Here is a 24,058-nt window from a genome sequence, read left to right as displayed (position 1 = left end):
ATACCGGCGGAATATTTTTCTTTAATACGGGAAAATATTCCGCTATTTTAATCTCTTTTCAAGAGCTTCTATCACCGTTTCAAGCACTTTAATTCTCGCATAATACTTTGAATTTGCCTCAACGATTATCCACGGTGCACCGGTTGTGGATGTCCTCAAAACCATCTCGTCAACTGCTTTTTCATACTCATCCCACTTGGCTCTATTTCTCCAATCCTCGTCGGTGATTTTCCACTGCTTTTCAGGAGTATTTTCCCTGTCACGGAAACGCCTCTCCTGCTCATCTTTGTCCACATGCATCCAGAATTTCAGAACTATGCAACCACTTTCAACCAGCTGCTCCTCCATATTGTTAATCTCGTTGTAGGCGCGTTTCCACTCTTCTTCTGTGGCAAATCCCTCAATCCTCTCAACGAGAACTCTTCCATACCATGTTCTGTCAAATATAGCCATATGACCTGCTTTTGGAAACTTTTCCCAAAATCTCCACAAATAATGGTGAGCTCTCTCAATGTCATTTGGCGAAGCAATCGGAACAACTTCATACCCCCTCGGATCCATTGCCTGCGTGAGACGCTTTATAGCCCCGCCTTTGCCTCCTGCATCCCAGCCCTCAAAGGCTAAGACTACGGGCACTCTCTGGAGATACATCTTGTTGTGCAGGACCCCAAGTCTTTTTTGGAGTTCCTTGCGTTTTTTGCGATATTCCTCACGAGTGAGAGTCTTGCTCAGATCAATGCCATTTAAAATGCCATTGCGGAAGCTGTCATCAACACTCTCGCCTTCACTTTGCACCGGTTTCGATCCATTCTCTGCCCTCTTGACAGCCTCTTCCATGCGTTCAACTAACACAGAAGCAATCTTGCAAGAGGCATAATTCTTATCTGTTGCCTCTACAATTGTCCAAGGGGAGTAGGACTTGTCCGTATGGACGATTATCTCATCATAACGGCTAACAACCTGATCATAGTCTTTGTTGTTTTTTAGATCTGACTTTGTAACACGCCACTTGGTATCCTCTGATGCCAGCAGATTATCAAGCCTTTTCTTCTGAGTCTTCTTGCTAATCAGCAAAAACAACTTAATTATCAGCACTCCATCATCTGTCAACATTTTTTCAAAATCATTGACCGCTTTCTCTGAAATCTTTCCATCAAAAGCCCCTTTATACCAGCTCTGGTCAAAGATATGAATCCTTCCTTTTTCAGGAGTTTTGGTGAAGAACCTCCACATATAAGGGCGCATCTTCTCGTCTTCACTCTCCTTCCCCGTGGTATAAACTTTGAAACCACGAGGATCGAGAAATTGAATTGTCTTATTGATCATAAATCCCTTGCCTGCGGCATCTATGCCGTCAAATAGCAGAATAACCGGAATGCCACACTCCTTGCACTTGCGCTGGAGTTCTCCCATCTTGATAATAAGACTCTCCATCTTCTCATCATATACATCCTTTGTCATCTTCTTAGTGACATCAATTTGCTCCAACAAATCAATCACCTCTCAATCAAACTTTTTCAACTCTTTTCTAACAACAAATAACATGGTAGTCATACATGCACAGCCGCCTATAATATTGGATATCGGCTCTGCAATATATACTCCATCTATCCCCATCCCCCACAGACGCGGCAACAGTATTGTCAACGGAATCACTATGATAATCTTTCTGAAAATCGAGAAGAAAATCGCATTCTTGGCCTTTCCAACTGCAACAAACGTTGTTTGACCGACAAATTGAAAGGACATGAAAAATATTCCGGAAAAATACAATTTCATAGCAATTATTCCATCTTCTAAAATCCTCGGATCACTGTTAAATACTCTTATAAATACTCCAGGAATTAGCATAATCAAAACCCAGATAAACAGCGTATATCCTAAGGATAACACCGTGCAAATAACAATTGTTTTCTTGACTCTCTCACCTTTCCTCGCTCCATAATTATAACCAATCACCGGTTTGGCTCCGTTGGAAATTCCGGTTATTGCAATATTTACTATCTCTCGCACTGAATTTATAATAGTCATAATGGTTATGCTGAGGTCGCCCCCATAGTGCTTAACTGATATATTGCATACCGCTTGAACCAAAGAATTGCTCACCTCCATAACAAATCCAGCGAGCCCCAGAGCGACAATACGCCCAACATTTTTAATTTTCAATCTCATTCGAGAAACTATCATCGGATATGCAGTTTTGTCTCCCAACAAAAACTTTACCACCAACACAAATGAGCAAATCTGCGCAAGAACTGTTGCCAATGCAGCTCCACCGATTCCCATATTCAGAAGAAATATAAAAACAGGATCCAGTATAATATTAATTACAGCTCCCGCAATCACAATCATCATGCCCTCTTGGGCAAATCCCTCGGCATTTATAAACTGTATCATTCCATTTCCAACCATAGAGAAAAATGTTCCGAATACATAAATCGAGAAATAACGATTGGCATAAACAAACGTGCCCTCGCTAGCTCCAAATATATGAAGAATATCTCTCTTAAACAAGAAAAACCCAATTGTAAGTACGATTGAGGTTATGGCCAAAAGAGAAAAAGTCTGGTTCTTCAAATCCAATGCATCATCCTTCTCTCCTGCACCTCTTGCAATAGAGAAAAGTGGAGCTCCTCCCGAAGCAAATAGATTGGTAAATGCGGCTATAATTGAGATAATGGGAATTACAATTCCTATGCCGGTTAAAACTCGTCCGTCCGCCCCATTTAAATGACCTATATATATGCGATCTACAATGTTGTACAACAATTGGATGAAATAGGCGATGGACAGGGGAATTGACTGCTTCAAAACATGCCTCATCAAGCTTCCCTGAGAAAAATCATTACTTATCATTTTTTTCATAATTTAAGTTTATATCAAATACTTATTTTTGTCAATTTGACTTGCTATGAAGATGATAATATGATATAATGAACAAGTGTTCGGTGACGAGCACTTAGATTTAGAGAAAAGAGGAGTTTATCATGTCTTTTGATTTTAATACATGCAATGAGGAACAAGTTAAAGCAATCAAGCATTTTGAAGGTCCCTTGCTCATATTGGCCGGGGCCGGTTCGGGTAAGACTCGTGTGCTGACTCATAGGATTGCCTACTTGATAGATGAGTATTGCGTGAGTCCATATCACATCATGGCCTTGACATTTACCAACAAGGCTGCTAACGAGATGCGCGAGCGCGTTGATAAGATTGTCGATTTCGGCGCCGAAGCTATTACTGTCGGAACATTTCACTCAATCTGCGTGAGAATTCTCAGAAGATATATTGACAGACTCGGCTATGATAGAAGTTTTAACATATATGATGCCGACGACCAGAAAAGCCTTATGAAGGACATCATCAAGAGGCGAAATCTTGATCCGAAGAAGTTTAAGGAGAGAACATTTCTCTCTGCTATTTCTAATCAGAAAAATATTCTCAAAACTCCAAAAGAGTACAAGGCTGAGGTCGCAAAGGAGTTTAACAAACGCATCTACGGTGATATATATGAGGATTATCAAAACAGACTTGAGCAAAACAACGCCCTTGATTTTGACGATTTGATCATGTTGACTGTCAAACTTTTTGAAGAGAATCCGGATGTGTTAGATATGTATCAAGAGCGCTATCAATTCCTGATGGTGGATGAGTACCAGGATACCAATCATGCGCAATTTCGCCTAATTCATCTTCTGGCAAAGAAATATGGCAATCTCTGTGTCGTGGGTGATGATGATCAGTCTATATATAAGTTCAGAGGGGCTAACATCAGCAACATCCTCGATTTTGAGAAGTTTTTTCCAGGAACAGAGGTTATAAAACTCGAACAGAATTACCGCTCAACTAAGCATATATTAGATGCCGCCAATAATGTCATCGCCAACAATACACATAGAAAGGCAAAGGCACTTTGGACAGACAAGGGCGAAGGTGAGCCTATCAAACACGTGATTTACTTCAATGAGTACGAGGAGGCCGCAGGCGTGGCAGATGATATCTCTCATAAGATATCTCAGAATGGATGTAGTTACAAGGACTTTGCCATTCTCTATAGAACCAATGCCCAGTCACGTCCCTTCGAGGAAAAACTAGTACTCGAGGGAATTCCCTATAGGATCGTTGGCGCCATCAACTTCTACTCTCGCAAGGAAATCAAGGATTTACTCTGTTACCTGAAGACAGTCAACAATCCGAGTGATGATATATCTGTCAAGAGAATTATCAATATTCCAAGACGTGGTATCGGCGCTGCCAGTATAAGCAGAATCAGTGAATATGCTGAACTTCACGGCATATCCTTTTACGATGCACTCAAAGATGTAGATTACATTGACGGCTGCTCCAGAGCCGCCCGGGGGATTAATTCCTTCGTTGGATTGATAGAAAATGCCAAGAAAATTGCAGAAAGCCCATCCTGCTCTCTCATCGAGCTTTTTGACTATATTACAGAGGTCACGGGATATATCAAGGATCTTGAAAATGAGGATTCAGTTGAGGCAGAGTCAAGACTCGAAAACATAGAATCTCTTATCAATAAAATTAAGCAATATGAGGATGATATGGAAAATCTAACAGACGAAGAAGCCACTCTTAATGGTCTGTTGGAGAATATCGCACTTATATCAGATATTGACAATGTCTCAGAGGATACTGAACAAGTTCTACTCATGACTCTTCACAGTTCTAAGGGACTTGAATTTCCTAATGTATATATCTGCGGTATGGAAGATGGCATATTCCCGAGCGGACAATCTATGTATAATCTGTCTGACGAAGATTTACAGGAGGAAAGGCGTCTATGCTACGTTGGAATCACTAGAGCCATGGAAACTCTAACCATCACCAGCGCCAGACAGAGAATGCGAAACGGAGAGACCTGCTTCAATCCACCATCTAGATTTATCAATGAGATTCCTAGACATCTTCTGACTGAGAAGAATAACTCCGGAATGCCTACAAGCAGTAGTTCATCTTTCACGGATCTCTCTTCTTTTGGAGCAAGTCAAAGCAAAAAGCCGAGAAACAAGTACTTTTCCACAAAGCCTATGACCATGGATAACAATCCATTTATCAAAAAAGGTGCGGACTTGGCAAGCTCTTCAAAACCGGATTATGATGTAGGGGACAAAGTCTATCATATCAAATTCGGGACAGGAACTGTCACCTCCATGAAACAGCTTGATAGCGGGGATTATGAGGTTGGCGTTGAGTTTTCAAAATCTGGACCAAGAAAACTCAGAAGCAGTTTTGCAAAATTACTAAAACAGGAATAAATATTGATTATTTTTTGTGAATATTTTATAAAAAACTATGGATTTTTAGCTTGATTTATGATAGAATATATATTGTAAGAGATGACAAATAAGAAAGGTGGTAAGTGTATTTATGTACAACGTTAATAAACTTTTAGACAATATGAATGCTGAGAGAATTGCTAAGATTCTTAAGCGCGATGACGAGAACCAAAAATGCAAAACCAAGTTATTCTGGTTCTTCGGTATTTTAGGTGTTATCGTTGCCGTTGCAGGTGTAGCATTTTTAGTATATCGTTACGTAGTGCCAAAGTATCTTGATGATTTTGATGGCGATTTTGATTATGACGAGTTTGATGATTTCGATGAAGATATCGATGATTTCGTTACAGACAGTGTAGTAGATGAAGATACTACACCTGATGAATAAGGTTAATTAATTGTTTTTGTTTTCCTCTTTTTCAACAATGGTTGTAGAGATATGACCATAATGGAGATTGTTCTCTGGAATAGCGGCATAGCTTAGAGTTTATCTAGTCTATGCCGCTTATTCTATCTTGTTTTTTCATTACTCTTCTAATACTTTTTATGATTGGTTTATATAGCAGAAATAACAAAGCTGCCGTGGACAGTCCATAGATAACATTGAACATTAATCCTGCCCCATATACAGCAATCAGGGCCTCCTTAGTAGACATGCCCGTCATATAATAAAGTGTATTTATATCCACTATTCCACCATATAGAATTACAATGGACAAAAATCCATATAGAGAAACCTTCCAAGGCTTCACATCCTGGCTTTTAAATATTATACCTGCAAAAAAACCAACAACCCCCAGAGCGAACATCTGAAATGGTGTCCAAGATCCCTGGCCAAAGTAAAAATTGGACACAAAGGCACATAGCATGCCGGCAAAAAAGCCAGTCTCGGGTCCCATAGAAACTCCAGCTATAATCACAAATACTGCCATTGGCTTTACCTGCGGTAAAAATGCCAGTGATATTCTCGAAACAACACCAATACTGCAGAGCACTGCCACAAGCATTATCTCTGTAACTTTGGGTTCTTTGCGCTCGTACTGGATCATAAAGAATATAATACTTATGAGAACCATGGCAACACATATTAGATAATACATCTTGCCCCCCAGTTTCAAAAGACTATAAGCCAAAACTCCTATGCTCAAAAGTACCAAAACAATCTCTAGGATGATCCTCTTTCTAGCATCTCTCTTTGTACCATCACTCACTTCAAACTCTCCCCTTTATCCTTCTAATAATCTTGCTTCTCACCGTCGTAAAAAACTTATTGTCAAGAAAAAAATCCATACATTCCATCGGTGCAGATAATTCTCTGTTAAAACACATAGATATCTTGTCACATACTTTGGCAACAACTTCAACATCGTGAGAAACCATTATAATAGTCTTCCCTGCATCCGCTTGCTCTCGAACATATTCTATGAATTTATTCTTCCAAACCGGGTCAAGTCCCTTAGTTGGCTCATCAAAAAGAATAATATCACTTTTGCTATCCCATATGGTTGCAAACGCTATCCTCTGCATCTGTCCTCCACTCACGTCATAAGGATGCCTACTGACAAGGTCTTCAATCCCCCAAAATTCCAAGGCCTCTCTATCCTTGACAATTTGAGAAACTTTATCCGATACAAACATATACTTGGGATCCTGTGGGATATAATCAATTTTTAGTCCCTTGGGAATCTTCCCATTATATGGCTTGAGCTTGCCAAGAATAATCTTTAAAAGCGTGGATTTTCCACTGCCATTGCCCCCCACAATACCATAAACTACTCCCTCATCAAAGCTCGCACTTGCATCTTCAAAGATATCCTCATCTTTTTTTCCATATCTAAAATATATATTCTTAATAGCAAATCTAGTTCCACCGCTCTTATACTCTCTTTTCCCCACTTCCAAATCAAACTTTGATGCGAGTCTCAGAGCATCCTTCACAGTCGTCGGGCAGTTTTCTGCCATTTTTCCTGCATCCTCCACGTAATCTCGGAACATTTTTACATATTCAGGAAAATATTCTGCCAAATCATATAAATCTTTATTAGTACAGATATCTCTCATCACCTGATTTACTTCACCAAAGATTTTGATTTTTCCATCTTCTATGGCCATGATCTTATCTGCCATTCCGAGAACTTCTTCCAATCGCTGCTCTACAACGATAACAGTAATTCCAAGTTCTTCATTGATCCGCTTGAGAATAGAGAAAAACTCCACTGCCGCCATGGGATCAAGCTGTGCAGATGGCTCGTCCAAGAGGAGGACCTCGGTTCCGCCCACCAAAGCTGCAGCAAGGTTAACTAATTGCTTTTCTCCACCGGAAAGCGAGATAGTATCCCTTTCCATCCAACTCTCGATGCCAAAGAAATTGGATATCTCGGCAATCATACTCCACATTTTATCTTTGGCGACACCCTGGTTTTCTAACGAAAAAGCAATCTCATGAATAACTTTATCCGTAGCCATCTGTGCACTGGGATTCTGCCCCACAAAACCATAATCCATATTCTTTTTCTTTAGATAGTTCAAAAGCGTAGACTTACCGCTTCCTGAAGCACCAAAAACCAAGAGAAAATCTCCCTTTTCTATCTCGAAACTCACCTTATCCAAAGCAGGCTTGTCACTATCCGGATAACAATATGTTATATTCTCGAATTTTATAAACTGTTCCTCAGCCTGTGGCCTTACTGAATGACTACTCATGACTTAACTCCTTATCTGTTTAATTGCAAATTTCCACTTGATTTCTTTAGTAATATTGATGATAAAAGGAAGTATAAATATTCCTCCCAACAGACCATATGTCGATAATCCAAGTCCATCAAAGTTCATATCTAGATATGGATATATATATATATGCGTCTGTGAATTCTTATAAAGCACAATGCTCAGTATACTTAGCGTAACAATAATCAACGCAAATATTATATCTTTTTTTACAAAATCCTTTGAGTAGATACTTGTTCGCTTTCCACCCTTTCCGTATCCGCGATACTCCATGGACATGCCGGTATCTACCGCCTCCTCCAGTGACAAGGCAGTTATAGTATTTATAAGTGGAATTCCCAGATGATTGTTCTCTCGAAGTTTGCCATATAGCCATTTTATCTTTTCTACAAACATTAAAACTGTAGAAAATGACATTGCTATTCCAGGGAAATGTTTTCCCAAAACAGTCATTATCTTTCCAGATGACATCAACTCATTGTATCCCCCAAACAGAAGAAGGGTTCCCACAAGAATCAAACCGAGATTGGTGCCATATATATAGCTTTCAAGCATTATTTTCTGTCCCAAAACAGTAAGAAAGATGGTCATGCCCCGACCATTTATCACTGAATTGAGGACGGCAATTATCTCGATGAGAATAATTCCCTTGAGAACAAATTTAACTCCTTTATTAACTCCCTTATAATATATATATGAAAAAATCTGACTTAAGAAAAAAACAAGACTTACACCTAAGTCAAAATAATATACGTTGAGAAATACCGCAATAAAGTAGTATAGCATAATTATTGTCGGATGAAACTTTCCAAAATAATTCAATCTTCTTACCTCTAATCGTCTAAACTCTATACATCAAACTGCTTTTTACAAGTATAGAAAAGCTGAACCTTATCCTTGTCCTTTACGTTAAAACCACTGCATCCAACATTGGGCAAGACTCCATTAACACGGTACATCCAACCGCTCTCATCTCCGCAATCGAACTCATACAAGTTACTTATTCCCTTTATGTAGTAGGTTTTGTACATGGGAACCATCTCATAATCAAGCTGGATTTTTTCTCTCTCACACACTCTCTTGACAACCGAGAATACCGTGTCACCTTGCTTTATCTCCACATTACCTGAGAAAATGTTCCCATCCCCAGGAATAACCTTAGTGATATTGGGTTTAGCCAAATCAAGATACTTGAATACTTCAGAGCAATCAATGCTAAGCTCACAAGTCTTCGCTTTGGTTTCTTCTGCGCTTTTTTTACTAGATATACGGTTATCAGAAACTTTATTTGAATCTAAGTCAACATTCGGGGATGCTTGACTATCCTTTGCCTTGGAAGCAGGTTTTTTAGCCGAATTTCCCTTGGCATTTTTATAGCCATTATCCTTATTGTCAGCATCTTTTTTGACTTCACCTGAATTGTTAAGGGCCCCGACCTTTTTAGTCGTAGCCCTATCTTCTACCGTTTTTTTCTTGTTTTTTTGGGTTTTATCCTCTTTATTTGGCTTCTTATCATGTTTTTCTACAGAAGTAGTCTCCTTCTCCACTGGGGCCACAATACTCGTACCAGTGACAGTCTCTGTAACAAAATCAGCTGGTTTAGTATCTACCTTTTTGGTATCATCCTCGCCACTAAAGTGAATAAGACAAAAAGTTGCAAACAATGCAACAACACAAAAAATAACAATCTTTTTTCTTGTATCCAACATGCGGAAATATCCGTCCTTTCGATAATGCTTTTAAACACAAGTATAATTATAACAAATTAGGCATATATCGTCAAGAAAGTGCATTTTCAAACTCTCTTCATTGTGTTATAATAAGAACACCTTCACTTGAGAAGGACAAGAACAATAACGGAGGAAACTAACATGAAACTACCTAACAGACTTATTAGCACTGTCCTAACCGCGGTTGTGGCCACTACAATGGCATTTGCTCCTGCATCCCAAGCCGCTTCGGACTGCGATTATGTGACTAAACATATCACCACAGCACAAACACCTGATAAAGGCTTTGTAAAATGGTCCGTGAAATTCAGAGAAACAACAGGAACAGCTTACAACTCCACACCCTGCTTTACAGCATCAAACATCTATATATATAGCTATAAAAGCTTATATTGCCTTGATTATAATGGCAATATTCTCAAAAAGCTGGATTTAGCAACCGAGATGAATTCCGCTTGTAAGATGATCCTACAGGATGATAGTTTATATATTCCACTCAGCAAGGGAAATATTGTATGTATTGATATCGGAACATTTTCTCAAAAATGGACATTCAATATGCAGGAAGGTCAATCTCTATGCAATATTCTATATCATGAGGGAATGATTTACACCGGAGTAACCAATGGTGCCGGAACTGAAGGAGCTTTTTATGGAATAAATGCTGATACCGGGAAAGAAGCTTGGAGGTACTCCTGCGATGAGGATCCCTGCGGATTCTATTGGAGTGGGGCTGCGACTGATGGAAAATACATAGTATTTGGTGGCGACAATGGTAAGATAGTCATCCATGATGCAACGGAAAATATTCTCTATGATGTAAAGGATATCGAAGATACTCCCCTTGTGGACACTAAGAAAATTCGCTCAAGTGTCATATATGATGCCGAAAGCGGATGCTTCTATCTCAATTCGACTGCAGCAAATATATATAGATTTTCTCTTGATGGTGATGGAAAGATAACTGATTTAATAGGTGAGTCTCTAGGAGAGAACAAGCTAAGCAATGCCAATTGTACCACTGCTCCTATAATATATAAGAATAAGATTTTCACCTGTAGCTATCAAAATTCTGAGGGTTGTATAACAATTTTAAACAAAGACTTTAGCCAGAAAAAAGTTATTCGAAGAGAAGGGAATCCCTTGGCAGATATCAAGTCCACTCCTCTTATCTCGGAAGTAAATAATTCTTCCGAACATAAGATATCAATTTACTTTACACAAAACTTTCCACCTGGCGGAATATATAGTTTAACTTATCTTTATGATAAAGAGCAATATTCTGAAATCAATACAGTATTTGAACCAGTCAATGACAAGCAATTCTGTATATCAGATATAGCCGCAGATGAGAGTGGAAATCTATATTACTCCAATGACAGCGGAAGATTTTTCTGTATAAGACAGCGAAAAGATGGAGATGTGGATCCTACACCTAGGCCAACAGTAACACCAGCCGCATCGCCCTCTCCCACTGGCAATCCTTCAATCGCAAAGAAAACTTCGATAGCCAGTGACAAGATGAATAAGGTCCTTAAAAAGTACAAAAAATCTGGCTTAATTAAACCACCAAAGAGGATTAAGTTCATTAGCAAAAAAAAGAGTGGAAAAAAACATATAGTTACATTTAAGTGGATTAAAGGTAAAAAAAGCAAGAAAACCCTTATTATCCTACTTCGAACGACTAAGACCACTACTTATTATAAAAGCTTTATTATAGCCGGGAAAAAGAAAACAATCAAGCTATCCAAAGGTAAGTATAAAGTTTACTTCTATGGCCTAAACAATAAAAAGATTTCTTCAAAAAGAGTATATAAAAAGGTCGGTATCGCATGATACCGACCTTCTTCTATATAAAGTAAATTATTATTTTTTAACTTTAACTTTCTTCACCTTAGTGTACTTAGAATATACAGTCTTACCATTGATCTTCTTGTATGTTCTAGCCTTGATGAAGTATACATTCTTCTTCTTAAGCTTCTTAAGAGTTATTGTTGGCTTGCTAGCCTTCTTGCTCTTAGCTTTTCTGAACTTCTTGTTAAGTGAGTAAGTTACCTGATACTTAGCACCCTTAACTTTCTTAAGCTTGATAACAATCTTCTTGCCCTTCTTGTTCTTAGCTGACTTAATCTTTGTAGCAGCAACCTTATTTGAATCAGCTTTTGCTGATGAAGGTGCTGGAGCTACAGTTGCAGCTGGATCTGAAGGATTGAGATCGCTCTGTCCACCAACAGTTACTGTAATCTTAGCAACTACGTTAGGATTAGCAACAGACTTAATTGTGATAGTAGCCTTTCCTACTGCATTACCAGTTACAACTCCACTTGGAGAAACTGTTACGATAGACTCATCTGAACTTGTATATGTTACACTCTTATCTACTGCGTTTGCAGGAAGAACTGTAGTAGCAATTGTTCTTGTATCACCAATTCTTGTAAGCGCAATATCATTAGCAAGGATTGATGTTACAGTTGTTGCATGTCCACTAACAGTGATTGTATAATCAGTCTCTGTTGTTCTACCACCAGCTGTATATGCAAGAACGATCTTAGCCTGTCCTTCACCAACAGCAGTTACAACACCATTAGAATCAACCTTAACTACAGACTCATCTGTTGATGTCCACTTGCTCTTTCCAAGAACATCTGTAGCATTGATTGGCTCATACTTCTCTACCTTAAGAGCAAATTTGTTACCAACTTTGCACTTACCTGATGTATCTGAAGTTCTCTCAAAATCAGTATCTGACTCTTTGAGACCCAATGCAGTTACTGCAGTAGCTTCAACTTTCTTAATTGTGAAAGTGATTGTAGCCTTGTTTCCAGCTGCATCTACAGCTGTTACAGTGATAGGCTCATCGCTGTACTTCTTAGTTGTAATTGCTCCTGTAGTAGGATCAATTGTTGCAAACTCACCAGTTGTATCACTGATTGACCACTTAAGGTTCTGTGGTACACCTGCGTTCTGCATATTTGAACGTGCATTGATAGGAACATTTTTCTGCTTTCCATCAATTACATAGTCACTATTTACCATCTTACTTGAAATTGCATCATCAAATCCAAGTGAGAATGTTGATGTCATAACGTCCTTATTTACATAGAGAACGAATGTCTGTCTATTAGCTTTATTAACTGTACCATAAGCTGTTACAGTAACGATACCAGCGTTCTGTCCACAAATCTTGAACTGGTTAACGCTTGAATCAAGTGTTGCATTAGCAACATTCTTATCTGAAATCTCATACTCGATGTATGGGTTATCTTTTCCGATATTGTCTGCAGCTACATATCTTGTTCCATCTTTCTTGTAGAATCCAGGAAGAACTGCTTCACCCTTTCTGATATGTACAACTTCGCCTTCACTAAGTGCATACCAAGTATCAGCATTCTTGCTAATCTTGTACTCATTTAAATCCTCGATAGCAGCTGAGCTTGATACAAGACGAATTACATACTCTTTCTTGCTGATAATATCTGTACCCTTTGTACACTGAACAACAATCTTCTTGTAACCGATACCCTTAAGAGTAAGTTTTGAATTGTCTTTCAATACTGAATCTGTTCCAACTTCGCCTTCACCGATTACAGCGTTGTTGAACTTCTTAGCTACAGCAGCTGAACCAAATACCTCATTGTCAAGGTCTTTGAGTTCATACTTGATTTTGTATGTAGCATCCTGTGAATCAAAACTTAAAGTTTTTGATGTGAAGAATGAACGTACATTTGGCACATTTGCTACTGTTGCATTTGCAAGGTTAAGATTTCTACCATTGCTCTCGAAGTAGTAAACATCTGTTTCCTTGTCTCCAAGAACTTCCTTCTTAACAGTATAACTTCTATCTAAAATGAAATCATCTGCCTCGAAGTCAAGTAATGCTTCTGTGAAACTTGCAGTAACATCAGTGTTGAACTTAAGAGTAAAGTCCTTTGAATAACTTGTTCCAGCATTGTCTGTATCACCATGTACAGTATAGTTTACTGTAACAGCAGGAACTGACTTGAACTCGCCCTTCTCTTCTGTATCTACAGTTACATATGTATTATTTGGACCAGATGTATTAATAGTTACTGTAGCAAATTTCTTGCCATCAACGTCATTGATATCATAACGAGTTACTGTACTACTTGAATATGAAGGATCAATTGCTACACCATCCTGGTTAAGAGAGAACTCAACCTTCTCTACACCATCATGTGGAAGTGTAATATCACCATTTGTTACAAAGTTGAAAGATGCATGCTGATTCTTACTCATATTGTAAGTTCTATTAGCAGCTTCCTTCTCTGTTGTCTCAATACTATCAACTCTCTTGAGCTCATTAACGACAAGCTTCAAATCCTGGTTAGTGAACTTTGTAGAATCTTTTCCTACTGTACACTGGATTGTAGAAGCCTCGCTACCTGTCTTAGCTTTTGTAGTGATGCGTGAGTTATTTCTATTTGCACGTCTGCTATCTGATAGCTCATAGACCTGAGACTGAGCTTCCTCAAATGTAATCTCTGTATCATTGATATATGTTGGAGAAAACTTTACAGGAATCTCTTCTCTATATACATAACCATCGATGTACAATGTCTTCTCGTCATCTGAAACTCTCATCTGAGCTGGATTCTCAATTGCATTCTTGTCATAAGAAATGCTCTTAACTTTTGCTGCATCCTCGTCACCTTTAACTTTGATTTCGATTGTTGCAGTTTTGTCATTTGATACGTTTTCTGCAATTGCTTTTACTGTGTAGTTACCACCTTTAGTGTTCTTGTCGATTCTTACTAAACCGGATCTGTCAACTGAGATAAGTCCATTAGAAACAGAATCTCTATTAGAATCACCCTGAGCTTCAACTTCCCATCTACAGTCTACTGAACAGTGTAGCTGGAAATTGACATTTCTCTTTGCAACTACAACACCATTCTCAACTTTAATATCTGATGGATTTGATGTTGGCACCAGACTTGTGTCAATGTAAACACCATTGTTTACAGAGTCTGTTGGATCATAAACAACTTGAGCCTTTTTTGCATCTGCTACATTTGGCGCTGCTACAGATGTAAGCGCTAATGCTGAAGCCAATGCAAATGCCACGATTTTCTTGGTTAACATGTAATACCTCTTTCTACGCATATTGCGTTATTTTTTTCATTTCCAAATCAATCCTCTTCATATAAGTATATTCATTCATGGAAACGTAATTGTATATTATCACTTTTAAAATGTTTTGTCAACCCCCGAAAATAGGGAGTTTGTGTCATAAATATGTCAGATTCTGTGTCAAAATTGAAAAGTACTTCTGTCGGAATATTTTTAAATATACATTGAATAATTCTATTAATTGTGATAGACTTTATAGGAAAGAATTACAGAAATGGGGGGTCATAATGCCAATTAAAATACCTAATTCTCTACCAGCGACAGAGATTCTAGAAAATGAAAATATATTTGTAATGACTGAGAACAGAGCTATGCATCAGGATATACGTCCTCTAAATGTTCTTATTCTCAATCTCATGCCGACAAAGATTATCACTGAAACTCAGCTTTTGAGGAAGCTATCCAACACTCCGCTGCAGATTGAAGTGGAATTTTTGAAGACAGCCAGCTATGTATCTAGCCATACGGACCCAACACACCTTGATACGTTCTATACTACTTTTGATCAAATCAAAGACAGAAAATTTGATGGTATGATTATCACAGGTGCGCCACTTGACTATATAGACTTTGAAAATGTTGATTATTGGGAAGAAGTATGCACAATCATGGATTGGTGCAAGGCCCACGTTCACTGTACTATGCATCTTTGTTGGGGAGCATTTGCCGCTTTCTACCATTATTATGGAATCAACAAGAGAGATGCTGACACAAAGCTGTCCGGTGTATATGAGCATGAAGTTGTCAAGAAAAAGTCTCCGCTCTTCAGAGGATTCGATGATATATTCTATGCTCCACAGTCAAGAGCGATGTATGTAACCGAGGAAGATTTGAAGGAACATCCTGAGCTTGAGGTCATGGCCGTATCCGACAAAGCAGGCCTTACAATTGCAAAAACTAAGGACAGCCGCCACTTCTTCGTAGCTTGTCACGCAGAGTATGACGCAGATACATTGGCGCTTGAATACTTCAGAGATCTAGAGAAGGGAATGAATCCTACAATCCCTTACAACTACTTCCCTAATGACGATCCAAGCAAGGCGCCTATCGTAAGATGGCGTTCAACCGGCCAACTTCTTTTCTCAAATTGGCTCAATTACTATGTATATCAAAGTACTCCTTATGACATTTCGACTGTCCAATAATTATTAAAAATATTCCGTCCGAAGCACCTCATCGGTCGCTTCGGATGGTTGAATACCACATTACATCCGTGATTCCTCTATTATTTACTCTAGATTGTCGAAGAACACCCTCTCTTATCATTCCGACTTTTTCCATAACACGTCCGGACTTCGGATTATCCGTGTCATGACAGGCAGCAACTCGGTTAAATCCTACATCATCGAAGAGAAAATCCATAACTCGCTTCAAGGCTTCAGGCATTATTCCTCTTCCCCAATACATTCTACTCAGAGCATAACCTATTTCTGCAGATTTTACACTCTCTTTGAAATCCACGACTCCAATAGATCCTATAACATTATTGGTAGACTTTTCAACAATTGCCCAGTTCATGTAAAACTTATCGGAATATTTTTTCTCCCAAATAGCAAGAATCTTTTTGGTTACTTCAATGTCAGTGTGATATGGCCAGGTCAGGAACTCGGAAACCAACGGATCTCCGGCCCAGTTGTTATACATATCTGAAGCGTCACTTACTTCAAACTTTCTCAATATTAATCTCTCTGTTTCCAGCTTCTTAGTTCCTAAACCATTCATAACCGATTGTCCTCCTATATTTATACCGAAAACTTATATATTGTAGTGGAATTAAATTCCTGTCCGGCTCTCAATATACATTGCTTAAAGTTTGGTTGATTGATTGAATCAGGGAAAAACTGTGTCTCAAAGCACATTCCAGATCGCGCGCCATAAACTGCCCCTTCTTTTCCCGTGCCACTCACATAATTTCCCGTGTAAAACTGCAATCCGGGAAGATCTGTGTATACTTCCATCTTTCTTCCAGACGTATCTTCCGTAATCTCAGCAACTTTATCAAAAACACCATCTTCCTTATCTAGAACAAAATTGTGATCATATCCATTGGAGTTCTTGATATACTGATTATCAGATTTCAAACCATCTCCCACAAGTGCTGGATTTCTAAAGTCAAAAGGCGTCCCCTCTACACTCATAAGCTCTCCCGTTGGAATAGAGTTCCTGTTAGTCTCAGTTATGGCATTGGCCTTAATCATAACCTTGTGATCTGTGATATCCCCATTATTGTGCCCCTTCAAATTAAAATATGAGTGATTGGACAAATTACAAAGTGTATCCTTGTCAAGAGCTTTGGTATTATACTCAATCTTTAATTCATTTTCATTGGTCAATCTATATGTGACTTTCACATCAAGATTTCCCGGGAATCCCTGTTCTCCATCAGGACTAAGTCTCGAAAATGTCACACAGTCCTCGCCGATTTCCGCATCATACATTACTTTGTAATATCCCGGACTGCCGCCGTGTAGATTGTTCCTTCCGCCATCATTTTTCTCAAGCTTATACTCCTCACCATTTAGTTCAAAGTATGCAAATGCTATTCTGTTGGCATGTCTCCCAAGAAATGCTCCAAAAAAGTTAGGATTGCTCTCATATGAAGCCAAATCATCATAACCTAGCACGACATCATCGATTTTCCCGTTCCTGTCGGGAACTTTTACCGATTGAATAATTGCCCCATAATCAAGAAAAGACACCGTCATATTGTTCTCATTTGACAACGTATACTTTGAAACCTCCTTGCCATCACTTGTTTTTCCAAATGTCTCTTTGGAAACTGTAATCGGATTCTTGGCGATATCAGGTGATGACGTTGGTGTAACAGTACTCAGGCTTGGTGCCACAGTGCTGATCGGCGCCTTGGTAACTACTGAACTTGTATTAACAGCCTTTGGCGCAGCCGTCGGAATTGCTTCTTTGACCGGAACGCTTATTTTCACCTTAGTTATTAGCTTAAAACTTTTAGTTTTCTTGCCCTTGGCAGCCTTAACCGTAATTCTTATCTTGGCACTGCCCTTTATCCCTTTTATTGTAACAGCTTTTTTAGAAGACTTAATCACCTTGACATTCTTGGAATTAGAGGACTTTGCCTTGACTTTTTTTATCTTATAACCATTGGCTTTTATCTTAATACTTTTCTTGTTTCCACTCTTTACAGTAAGACTTTTCACTGCGCTCGGCTTCTTGGCAGCACAGACAAATGTTCCGCCACCGCAAGATGCCAGCATCGCCAATGCTAAAACTGCAGAGATACTCTTCTTTGTACTTATTCTTTTCATCACTTCAAAATCTCCTTTATCCCTTAGTGTTTTCTTTGTCATTATAATGACCTCCTTAAATAAAAGACTCTAAGCGCATACTAGTGGATTATTCCACATTAGCATGCGCTTATTAATTATATCATAATATTCATAAACTAACAAGAATTATCAATGGCTTTTACCCCCTCTTTCTATAATCCTCATCCACCTCTTTTCTCCAGCTTCCCTTTGTCAACATTTCTCCTGCATCTTCCATATCATCTGATTCCATAACAGAAGAAACGGCCATGGCAACACTTGCGAAAACTCCCTTTGTCCCCACTGAATCATGAACATAATTCACGGCTCTATCTGCCTTAATCCCAAATCTGTCAGCCTCTGCAATGCTATCAATATTGGCACCTATAAATATAAACTCCCATCCGTATCTTTCCTGCTGACGCTTAATCATTTTATTAATTCTCCCGTAAGAATACATTCTGCTTGCATTTTCCATGCCATCTGTTGTAATGATAAATATGGTCTTTTCCGGTCTGTCCTTTTTCTTAGCATCTCTGTGCAATGTTCCGATATGATGAATCGCAATTCCAACTGCATCCAAAAGCGCTGTACATCCGCGCACATAGTAATCGCTCTCTGTCATCTTTTCAAGTTTGTTTATTGGAACTCTGTCATGCAATACCTCAATCTCATCATCAAAGAAAACAGTTGATACGACTGCCTTTTCACCTGTCTTTTTCTGTTTCTTAATCATCGAATTGAAACCTCCAATTGTGTCAGCCTCAAGCCCGCTCATTGAACCGCTTCTATCCATAATATAAACTATCTCTGTAAAACCTTTACTCATAATAATTACCTCCTTAATTGGTATGTATTTCTTGTTTCTGAGATAATCATACTATAGTCGTGGCTAAAAATGGTCGCCCCAGAGGCGACCATTGTAATTTGAAACGCATACTGCTGAATTTACTTACTTCTAGTATCCGCTCAACGAATCCAAGCCATAATCAAATAACACAATGTCAATCTTTAATACATTGTAATCTTTGTTGCGAATAAAATACTCTACAATCTTATCAGTCTGAGAAATAGGCGAAAGCGCATATCCAGCGATCTTTAGAAAATCTACTGTTTCATCTAGGTTGAGTCTAAGTCCAACTGCCAGGGCAAGCATCTTTTCCTTGGAGGGTTTAATCTGTCCCTTCATCAATTTCGAGAAATATTGCTTAGATATATTGGCTGTAGCATATACTTCAGAATTCTTCAGTCCTTTTTTATTAATTAGTTGCTGTAAATGCTTCTCAAAGGAATCTGTATATATGCTCTTAAGTTCATCGTCTAATGATTGTGCCGGAACAGCATCATCCTCATCAATTTCTTCGTCCTCGAGCACGACAGTATTTCTAGACAAAACACTTCCTCTACCAGCTCTCGGAAAATCTACCACACTTCCAAGCATTCTGGCATTATGATAAACCCCTTCTTCCTTCAGGGTTGCATCTACATACTGATCGTCAACAAAGCTTTTCACATCGCCGAATATTTTTCCTGAAATCTTTACAGAATCTTGTTCAAAAACTACAAGGATAATATTCATCTCATGCTCTTCCAAGAATTCTGTAAACGACTCTATTGCAATCTGTAGGCCGAGTTCCTTGGGGAATGCATATGTTCCCGTCGCAAGAAGAGGAAAGGCAATGGATTGGCAATTATTCTTCGCAGCCAGATTAAGCGCTTGCATATAACAAGTGCGTAAACAATCAGATTCACCGCTGTCACCGTTATTCCATACGGGACCACTCACGTGAATTATGTACTTTGCATCCAAATCAAAAGCTTCTGTAACGGCAACAGTCCCGGGCGGCATCTCACCTATCTCTTTTCTTGCCGCCAAAAGTCTATCCTTGCCTGCTGCGTTGTATATAGCAAAATCCACACCGCTACCAATGGCAACGTGTGGATTTGCTGTATTTACTATTGCATCAGCTTTGATCTTTGTAATATCATTTCTAATAATATTAAATGGCAACTCCATCAACTCCTTGAAATGATCAGATAGAGATATTCTCTCCCTTAAGACCTACATATGCACCATCTTTTGCCTCTGCTGCATCCGGATGAGCGATAAGCCATTTATTTCTAGCCCAAAGCATCTTGTCCTCAGAATCAATCTCTGTAACTTTGTCTATATCAGTATTTGTTCCCTTTGGAAGGACAACTGCTACTCTAAATCCAGAATCTTCAACCTGGCATGGAGCATAATGCAATGATGTAGCATAAACCTCAACAACTGCTCCCTTTGGTGCGCGGAAGGCAACTACATCTGCAGTATCTAATTCACCATTAACGATTTTATCCTGCTTAGCAAGAAGAAGAACAAAATCAGATGAACCGATATTAATCTCGCTATCTCTGTGATACTCCAAGCAGTTGAGTGCTTTATTGTGTCCCCAACACATTCCGAGCTGAATAGGCATTCCGCCATATGCATTATTTCCTAAATCATTCATAATTGCACACTTCTCGAGAGAATCAATGCCCGGCTCATATGCCACTCCGTTCTCAGGTAGCTCAATAGCGTCCATAGCTTTTAATAGTTCTGTTGTATCATAACCTGTAAGAACCTTTCCATATTCTGCAAACTTTGCGTCTGTAACATCATAGATTTTCAATTTCAAAATCCTCCATATTCATTATATTTGTAATTGCTTACATGAATAATGATACCACATTTATCGTGGTTTTTCAATTGACTATTTTCTAATATTCTTAATCAAATTTCCACTCTTTTCCATCCATCATCTTTGCCATTTCTGCTCTCGCTTTCTCCTGTCCTTCGATGGCCTGCTTTAAGCTCTTTTTATACATATAGTTACCATCATCCACAACCATACTGTACAAAAATCTCTCCGCGCTTTGATAGCATGCCAATGCGGTTCTTGTATTCTTTTCCGTTCCTTCTCCGTTTAAATACATGTTTCCAAGTCTAAGCAACACAGGACCAGCAACATACGACTCAGCCTCTTCAGTCATATTTTCTATGCAGCGCTCATATATGACAAATGCCTCTTTGAGGTTTTTCTTAACATAGTAGCCGTTATAATACATATCTCCAATCTTATATAGAGAAATCAAATGTCCATCAAATGCTCCCAATGCGAAGTAGTGAAAAGCCTTTTCATAATCAACTTCTCCATCTCGTCCATAGTAATAGCAATATCCGAGGTTCTCTTGAGCTTGTCTGTTGCCATTTGCCGCAGCCATATTATAATACTTCATCGCAATTGTGAAACTCTGCTCAAATCCTCTGCGACCATCATAGTAAAATGCTCCAAGACTATTCATTGCATCATCATTTCCATCTGCAATCTCAGCCAAAAGAATCTTTTCCATAAACTGAATTATCTCATCAGTCCAAGGTTCCGGCTTGTCAGATTCAGCTATCGTATAGCATACCGTCTCCGCTCCGTCCCTAAATCTTTCATCTGTCTCAAGCCAATTTTCAAGATAATAGTATGTTTCCGGATATCTGTCTTTGTCAAGATTCTCAAATACATCCTCAATATCCATATATAGTACACTTATATCCATGATACACCCTCCTCACGTATTCTATAATCATAACTAAGTTTACTTTGCAAATCAAAAACCACCTTCTTGATAAGCCTTGGCAATATAATATGAAGGCTCGTAAAACGCACTGCAATTATAATTGTCTATCACATCACATAGTTCGTTATTATATACTCGAACAATCCCATCAACATAATCTTCTTTGGAATCCATTGTATCAACTATTAATCTTTGATACACTCTACCCATTTCAAGTTCTGTTGGAATTCTCTCAGCAAGTTCTCTATCAACGTCTGTGATATCAAAATCACCATATTCAAGATTATAATCTCTAATCCAATCATCTTCGACTTTCAATGGGTTTTCTGAATGAAGCACGTTGGCAACACTAATCAAATGGTATAATTCTTCCTTGCCAATAGTGTTTACTACATAGCGATTTCTTTGATGAATATGACGAGCCACTCTCTCAATCATATAACATATAAAATACAAATCATCTTCTTCTATATCTTCATCGGGGAAATACTTGTTCTTCATAGTTTTTCACTTCCTTCAAATCTGAGAGTTTTTAGGGCAGCTTCCGTGCAATAAACAATTTGATGTGTAGGATGGTTGAACTTTACAAGCTCCCAAAAGGCTCTTTTAGAAATACGCCCCTTAACATACTCTTCCACGAAATTCCACATTTGATCGTCAGCCATAGGTCCCTCAACAATATCAAAATCATGTGGTGTTCCCATTCTACATTCCACTACAAATGCAAGCCATTCTTCTGTCATATCTGAAAAAACTTTTATCTTTAATTCTGTGTTTTCACTATAATAATATCGATTAACAACAGAATCTCCTTTTCTAGTCAGAGCCCAACGTCTTGCTTGTTTTTCCAATTTAGTACAATAGAACCCATATCCAAAATCTTTGTAAAAACCATTTTGAAGATTTTGTGGCTTGATTACTTCTACATTACTGCCATGATAAACAATAATCTCCTTCATTTGCACACACCAGCTTTCTCCGTAATCACTACTTTCTAAAAATATTATCATTTCACATGGAAATTATATCAAAATATCGCTTTCTTTGCAAGTTTGCTATATCTCCATCTCCATATAATGCTTTTATACTAAACCCCCTGATATATTTGAGCACATTGAAAAAGGATTGACCTTTAGTCAACCCTTTTTCCTTAGATTAATTCTTAATTTAATTTCTTCATCACAGCACAAACACTCATACTATTCATCATCATCGTATGAAGTATATGTAAATCCACCCTCATCGAAAACAGCATAAAACCTTGATCTTGTATAACCACCAAAACCATTCATAGCAGAATAATCAATTCCAATTCCATGTTTGGTATAAACCAAACTATTAACCAGATTCGAAATTCTGAATTAATAACCATAACCTCCCAAATAGAATTCCACATCATCAAATGAGTCATAACAGTTAAACTGTTTAGATATCGTAGTTCCAGGTAACAACTCACAATCGTCATTATCAAAGTAAGCATAATCATAATCAACTAAAGCTCCATTTTTTAAAAATAATACATAACATTCTGCAAAACGAGCTGTAAGTAAACCATTATTAGTTACTTGAAATATTACTCCATCTTTTATATTGTATTTCTTATATGACATTTTATCTATTACGCTTTTATAAGATGTTTCTGAAGTATCAATAGCAGTATCATATCTTAATATTGTTTCATCTGTTTCAAATGCTTCTTTGATTACTGTGGTACATCCTGCACCCAAAGCCTCAAATTCTCCTTCAGTAGTCGAAATCATTCTATCATCTATCCCATATGCAATAGTTGAAGTATTTACTCTTAATGTCTTTTTGGTATTATTCCTAATAACCATAAAGTGATATGTATACCAACCTATACTGTCAGGCAAGGTATAATCTTTAATAATCTCTATTTCGTTTATATTATTGACCTGCTCATTATGAAATTGTCAATATTGGTTGGCAGATTTCTTTGGGAAAATTTATCACTATGCCGCAACGGGCTGTGAATCATAGTATTTCCTGCGTTTAGCTGCAGGAGGGAGTCCTCCGTTAGCAGAGCAGATCCTTCGGTTGTTCCAATAGGACATGAAGTACCTCCAGATAACTGTTTTTAACTCTTTGACAGTCATAGATTTGGTATCATATCTATCGTAGAGAAGCTCCGTTTTGAACCTTGCCCACATACTCTCGCATCGAGCATTATCATGACAGCGACCACCGTCACTATTCATACTTTGAACTACGCCGCATTTTTTGATAGCATCTCGATATTCCTTGCTGGTATATTGACTCCCAC

At 38.3% G+C, this 24,058-nt stretch carries 22 protein-coding genes; 4 read left to right on the top strand and 18 right to left on the bottom strand.

Annotated features, from left to right (window positions below; translation table 11 throughout):
• Positions 1-42: 42 nt before the first annotated feature.
• Positions 43-1,500, bottom strand: coding sequence for a polyphosphate:AMP phosphotransferase (gene pap / locus L877_RS0108530; RefSeq protein WP_341349146.1), 1,458 nt, complete (start codon positions 1,498-1,500; stop codon positions 43-45).
• A 3-nt stretch (positions 1,501-1,503) separates the two neighbouring features.
• Positions 1,504-2,865 carry an MATE family efflux transporter gene (locus L877_RS0108525; protein WP_026835703.1) on the bottom strand — a complete coding sequence of 454 codons (1,362 nt, stop codon included), beginning with the start codon at positions 2,863-2,865 and terminating at the stop codon, positions 1,504-1,506.
• A 122-nt stretch (positions 2,866-2,987) separates the two neighbouring features.
• On the opposite strand from L877_RS0108525, the gene L877_RS0108520 reads away from it, so the two are divergent.
• Positions 2,988-5,273, top strand: coding sequence for an ATP-dependent helicase (locus L877_RS0108520; protein WP_026835702.1), 2,286 nt, complete (start codon positions 2,988-2,990; stop codon positions 5,271-5,273).
• A 112-nt stretch (positions 5,274-5,385) separates the two neighbouring features.
• Positions 5,386-5,682, top strand: coding sequence for a hypothetical protein (locus L877_RS0108515; RefSeq protein WP_026835701.1), 297 nt, complete (start codon positions 5,386-5,388; stop codon positions 5,680-5,682).
• 103 nt (positions 5,683-5,785) lie between these two features.
• Here the strand turns inward: L877_RS0108515 and L877_RS0108510 are convergent, their stop codons facing one another.
• Genes L877_RS0108510 through L877_RS13600 form a run of 4 tightly spaced genes read right to left on the bottom strand, consistent with a single transcriptional unit; the run spans position 5,786 to position 9,730 of the window.
• Positions 5,786-6,505, bottom strand: a complete 720-nt coding sequence (locus tag L877_RS0108510) for an ECF transporter S component (protein ID WP_026835700.1) — start codon at positions 6,503-6,505, stop codon at positions 5,786-5,788.
• 1 nt (position 6,506) lies between these two features.
• On the bottom strand, positions 6,507-7,997 hold the full coding sequence (locus L877_RS0108505; protein ID WP_026835699.1) for an ABC transporter ATP-binding protein: 1,491 nt from the start codon (positions 7,995-7,997) through the stop codon (positions 6,507-6,509).
• Between the two features lie 3 nt (positions 7,998-8,000).
• Positions 8,001-8,843: an energy-coupling factor transporter transmembrane component T family protein gene (locus L877_RS0108500; protein WP_026835698.1), complete on the bottom strand. Its 843-nt coding sequence runs from the start codon at positions 8,841-8,843 to the stop codon at positions 8,001-8,003.
• A 26-nt stretch (positions 8,844-8,869) separates the two neighbouring features.
• Positions 8,870-9,730 carry a DUF4430 domain-containing protein gene (locus L877_RS13600; RefSeq protein ID WP_051437772.1) on the bottom strand — a complete coding sequence of 287 codons (861 nt, stop codon included), beginning with the start codon at positions 9,728-9,730 and terminating at the stop codon, positions 8,870-8,872.
• 162 nt (positions 9,731-9,892) lie between these two features.
• Here L877_RS13600 and L877_RS0108490 point away from each other — a divergent pair, with 162 nt between their 5' ends.
• A complete protein-coding gene (locus tag L877_RS0108490; protein ID WP_026835697.1) occupies positions 9,893-11,587 on the top strand; it encodes an outer membrane protein assembly factor BamB family protein in 1,695 nt (564 codons plus the stop codon).
• Positions 11,588-11,617: 30 nt separating this feature from the next.
• Here L877_RS0108490 and L877_RS13595 read toward each other — a convergent pair whose 3' ends face one another.
• Positions 11,618-14,854, bottom strand: a complete 3,237-nt coding sequence (locus tag L877_RS13595; RefSeq protein WP_051437771.1) for an Ig-like domain-containing protein — start codon at positions 14,852-14,854, stop codon at positions 11,618-11,620.
• 275 nt (positions 14,855-15,129) lie between these two features.
• Between L877_RS13595 and metA the strand changes: the two genes are divergently transcribed.
• Positions 15,130-16,047 carry a homoserine O-acetyltransferase MetA gene (gene metA / locus L877_RS0108480; RefSeq protein ID WP_026835696.1) on the top strand — a complete coding sequence of 306 codons (918 nt, stop codon included), beginning with the start codon at positions 15,130-15,132 and terminating at the stop codon, positions 16,045-16,047.
• A gap of 28 nt (positions 16,048-16,075) precedes the next feature.
• Here metA and L877_RS0108475 read toward each other — a convergent pair whose 3' ends face one another.
• The 11 genes from L877_RS0108475 to L877_RS0108425 form a co-directional block, all read right to left on the bottom strand.
• Positions 16,076-16,624: a GNAT family N-acetyltransferase gene (locus L877_RS0108475; protein WP_026835695.1), complete on the bottom strand. Its 549-nt coding sequence runs from the start codon at positions 16,622-16,624 to the stop codon at positions 16,076-16,078.
• Between the two features lie 20 nt (positions 16,625-16,644).
• Positions 16,645-18,225 carry a galactose-1-epimerase gene (locus L877_RS0108470; RefSeq protein WP_341349145.1) on the bottom strand — a complete coding sequence of 527 codons (1,581 nt, stop codon included), beginning with the start codon at positions 18,223-18,225 and terminating at the stop codon, positions 16,645-16,647.
• A 118-nt stretch (positions 18,226-18,343) separates the two neighbouring features.
• Positions 18,344-19,012 (bottom strand): vWA domain-containing protein, encoded by a 669-nt coding sequence (locus L877_RS0108465; protein WP_026835693.1) that lies wholly within the window; start codon positions 19,010-19,012, stop codon positions 18,344-18,346.
• Positions 19,013-19,141: 129 nt separating this feature from the next.
• Entirely contained in the window at positions 19,142-20,194 is a 1,053-nt protein-coding gene (locus L877_RS0108460) for a macro domain-containing protein (protein WP_026835692.1), read from the bottom strand.
• A gap of 22 nt (positions 20,195-20,216) precedes the next feature.
• Positions 20,217-20,837, bottom strand: a complete 621-nt coding sequence (locus L877_RS0108455; protein WP_026835691.1) for a DUF4867 family protein — start codon at positions 20,835-20,837, stop codon at positions 20,217-20,219.
• 97 nt (positions 20,838-20,934) lie between these two features.
• Positions 20,935-21,756 carry a tetratricopeptide repeat protein gene (locus L877_RS13590; RefSeq protein WP_051437770.1) on the bottom strand — a complete coding sequence of 274 codons (822 nt, stop codon included), beginning with the start codon at positions 21,754-21,756 and terminating at the stop codon, positions 20,935-20,937.
• Positions 21,757-21,807: 51 nt separating this feature from the next.
• Positions 21,808-22,278, bottom strand: a complete 471-nt coding sequence (locus L877_RS0108445) for a hypothetical protein (RefSeq protein ID WP_026835690.1) — start codon at positions 22,276-22,278, stop codon at positions 21,808-21,810.
• Positions 22,275-22,787 (bottom strand): DUF3990 domain-containing protein, encoded by a 513-nt coding sequence (locus L877_RS0108440; RefSeq protein WP_341349144.1) that lies wholly within the window; start codon positions 22,785-22,787, stop codon positions 22,275-22,277. Before L877_RS0108440 ends, L877_RS0108445 begins: the two co-directional genes overlap by 4 nt.
• 189 nt (positions 22,788-22,976) lie before the next feature.
• Positions 22,977-23,111, bottom strand: coding sequence for a hypothetical protein (locus tag L877_RS14490; RefSeq protein ID WP_278244193.1), 135 nt, complete (start codon positions 23,109-23,111; stop codon positions 22,977-22,979).
• 27 nt (positions 23,112-23,138) lie between these two features.
• Positions 23,139-23,612, bottom strand: coding sequence for a hypothetical protein (locus tag L877_RS0108430; protein WP_034785481.1), 474 nt, complete (start codon positions 23,610-23,612; stop codon positions 23,139-23,141).
• Positions 23,613-23,747: 135 nt separating this feature from the next.
• The coding region (locus L877_RS0108425; protein ID WP_026835687.1) for an integrase core domain-containing protein at positions 23,748-24,058 on the bottom strand (311 nt) is incomplete at its 5' end.

Source organism: Eubacterium xylanophilum ATCC 35991 (genome assembly GCF_000518685.1).
Lineage (GTDB): Bacteria > Bacillota > Clostridia > Lachnospirales > Lachnospiraceae > Eubacterium_F > Eubacterium_F xylanophilum.
Note: the sequence above shows the minus strand (reverse complement) of the source record. Positions and strands in the feature narration are given on the sequence as shown.

Coding starts and splice junctions, on each gene's coding strand:
- L877_RS0108525 (WP_026835703.1), bottom strand. CDS start 2,865: ATGAAAAAAATGATAAGTAATGATTTTTCTCAGGGAAGCTTGATGAGG.
- L877_RS0108520 (WP_026835702.1), top strand. CDS start 2,988: ATGTCTTTTGATTTTAATACATGCAATGAGGAACAAGTTAAAGCAATC.
- L877_RS0108515 (WP_026835701.1), top strand. CDS start 5,386: ATGTACAACGTTAATAAACTTTTAGACAATATGAATGCTGAGAGAATT.
- L877_RS0108505 (WP_026835699.1), bottom strand. CDS start 7,997: ATGAGTAGTCATTCAGTAAGGCCACAGGCTGAGGAACAGTTTATAAAA.
- L877_RS13600 (WP_051437772.1), bottom strand. CDS start 9,730: ATGTTGGATACAAGAAAAAAGATTGTTATTTTTTGTGTTGTTGCATTG.
- L877_RS0108490 (WP_026835697.1), top strand. CDS start 9,893: ATGAAACTACCTAACAGACTTATTAGCACTGTCCTAACCGCGGTTGTG.
- L877_RS13595 (WP_051437771.1), bottom strand. CDS start 14,854: ATGTTAACCAAGAAAATCGTGGCATTTGCATTGGCTTCAGCATTAGCG.
- metA (WP_026835696.1), top strand. CDS start 15,130: ATGCCAATTAAAATACCTAATTCTCTACCAGCGACAGAGATTCTAGAA.
- L877_RS0108475 (WP_026835695.1), bottom strand. CDS start 16,624: ATGAATGGTTTAGGAACTAAGAAGCTGGAAACAGAGAGATTAATATTG.
- L877_RS0108470 (WP_341349145.1), bottom strand. CDS start 18,225: ATGACAAAGAAAACACTAAGGGATAAAGGAGATTTTGAAGTGATGAAA.
- L877_RS0108465 (WP_026835693.1), bottom strand. CDS start 19,012: ATGAGTAAAGGTTTTACAGAGATAGTTTATATTATGGATAGAAGCGGT.
- L877_RS13590 (WP_051437770.1), bottom strand. CDS start 21,756: ATGGATATAAGTGTACTATATATGGATATTGAGGATGTATTTGAGAAT.
- L877_RS0108445 (WP_026835690.1), bottom strand. CDS start 22,278: ATGAAGAACAAGTATTTCCCCGATGAAGATATAGAAGAAGATGATTTG.
- L877_RS0108440 (WP_341349144.1), bottom strand. CDS start 22,787: ATGATAATATTTTTAGAAAGTAGTGATTACGGAGAAAGCTGGTGTGTG.
- L877_RS0108430 (WP_034785481.1), bottom strand. CDS start 23,612: ATGGTTATTAGGAATAATACCAAAAAGACATTAAGAGTAAATACTTCA.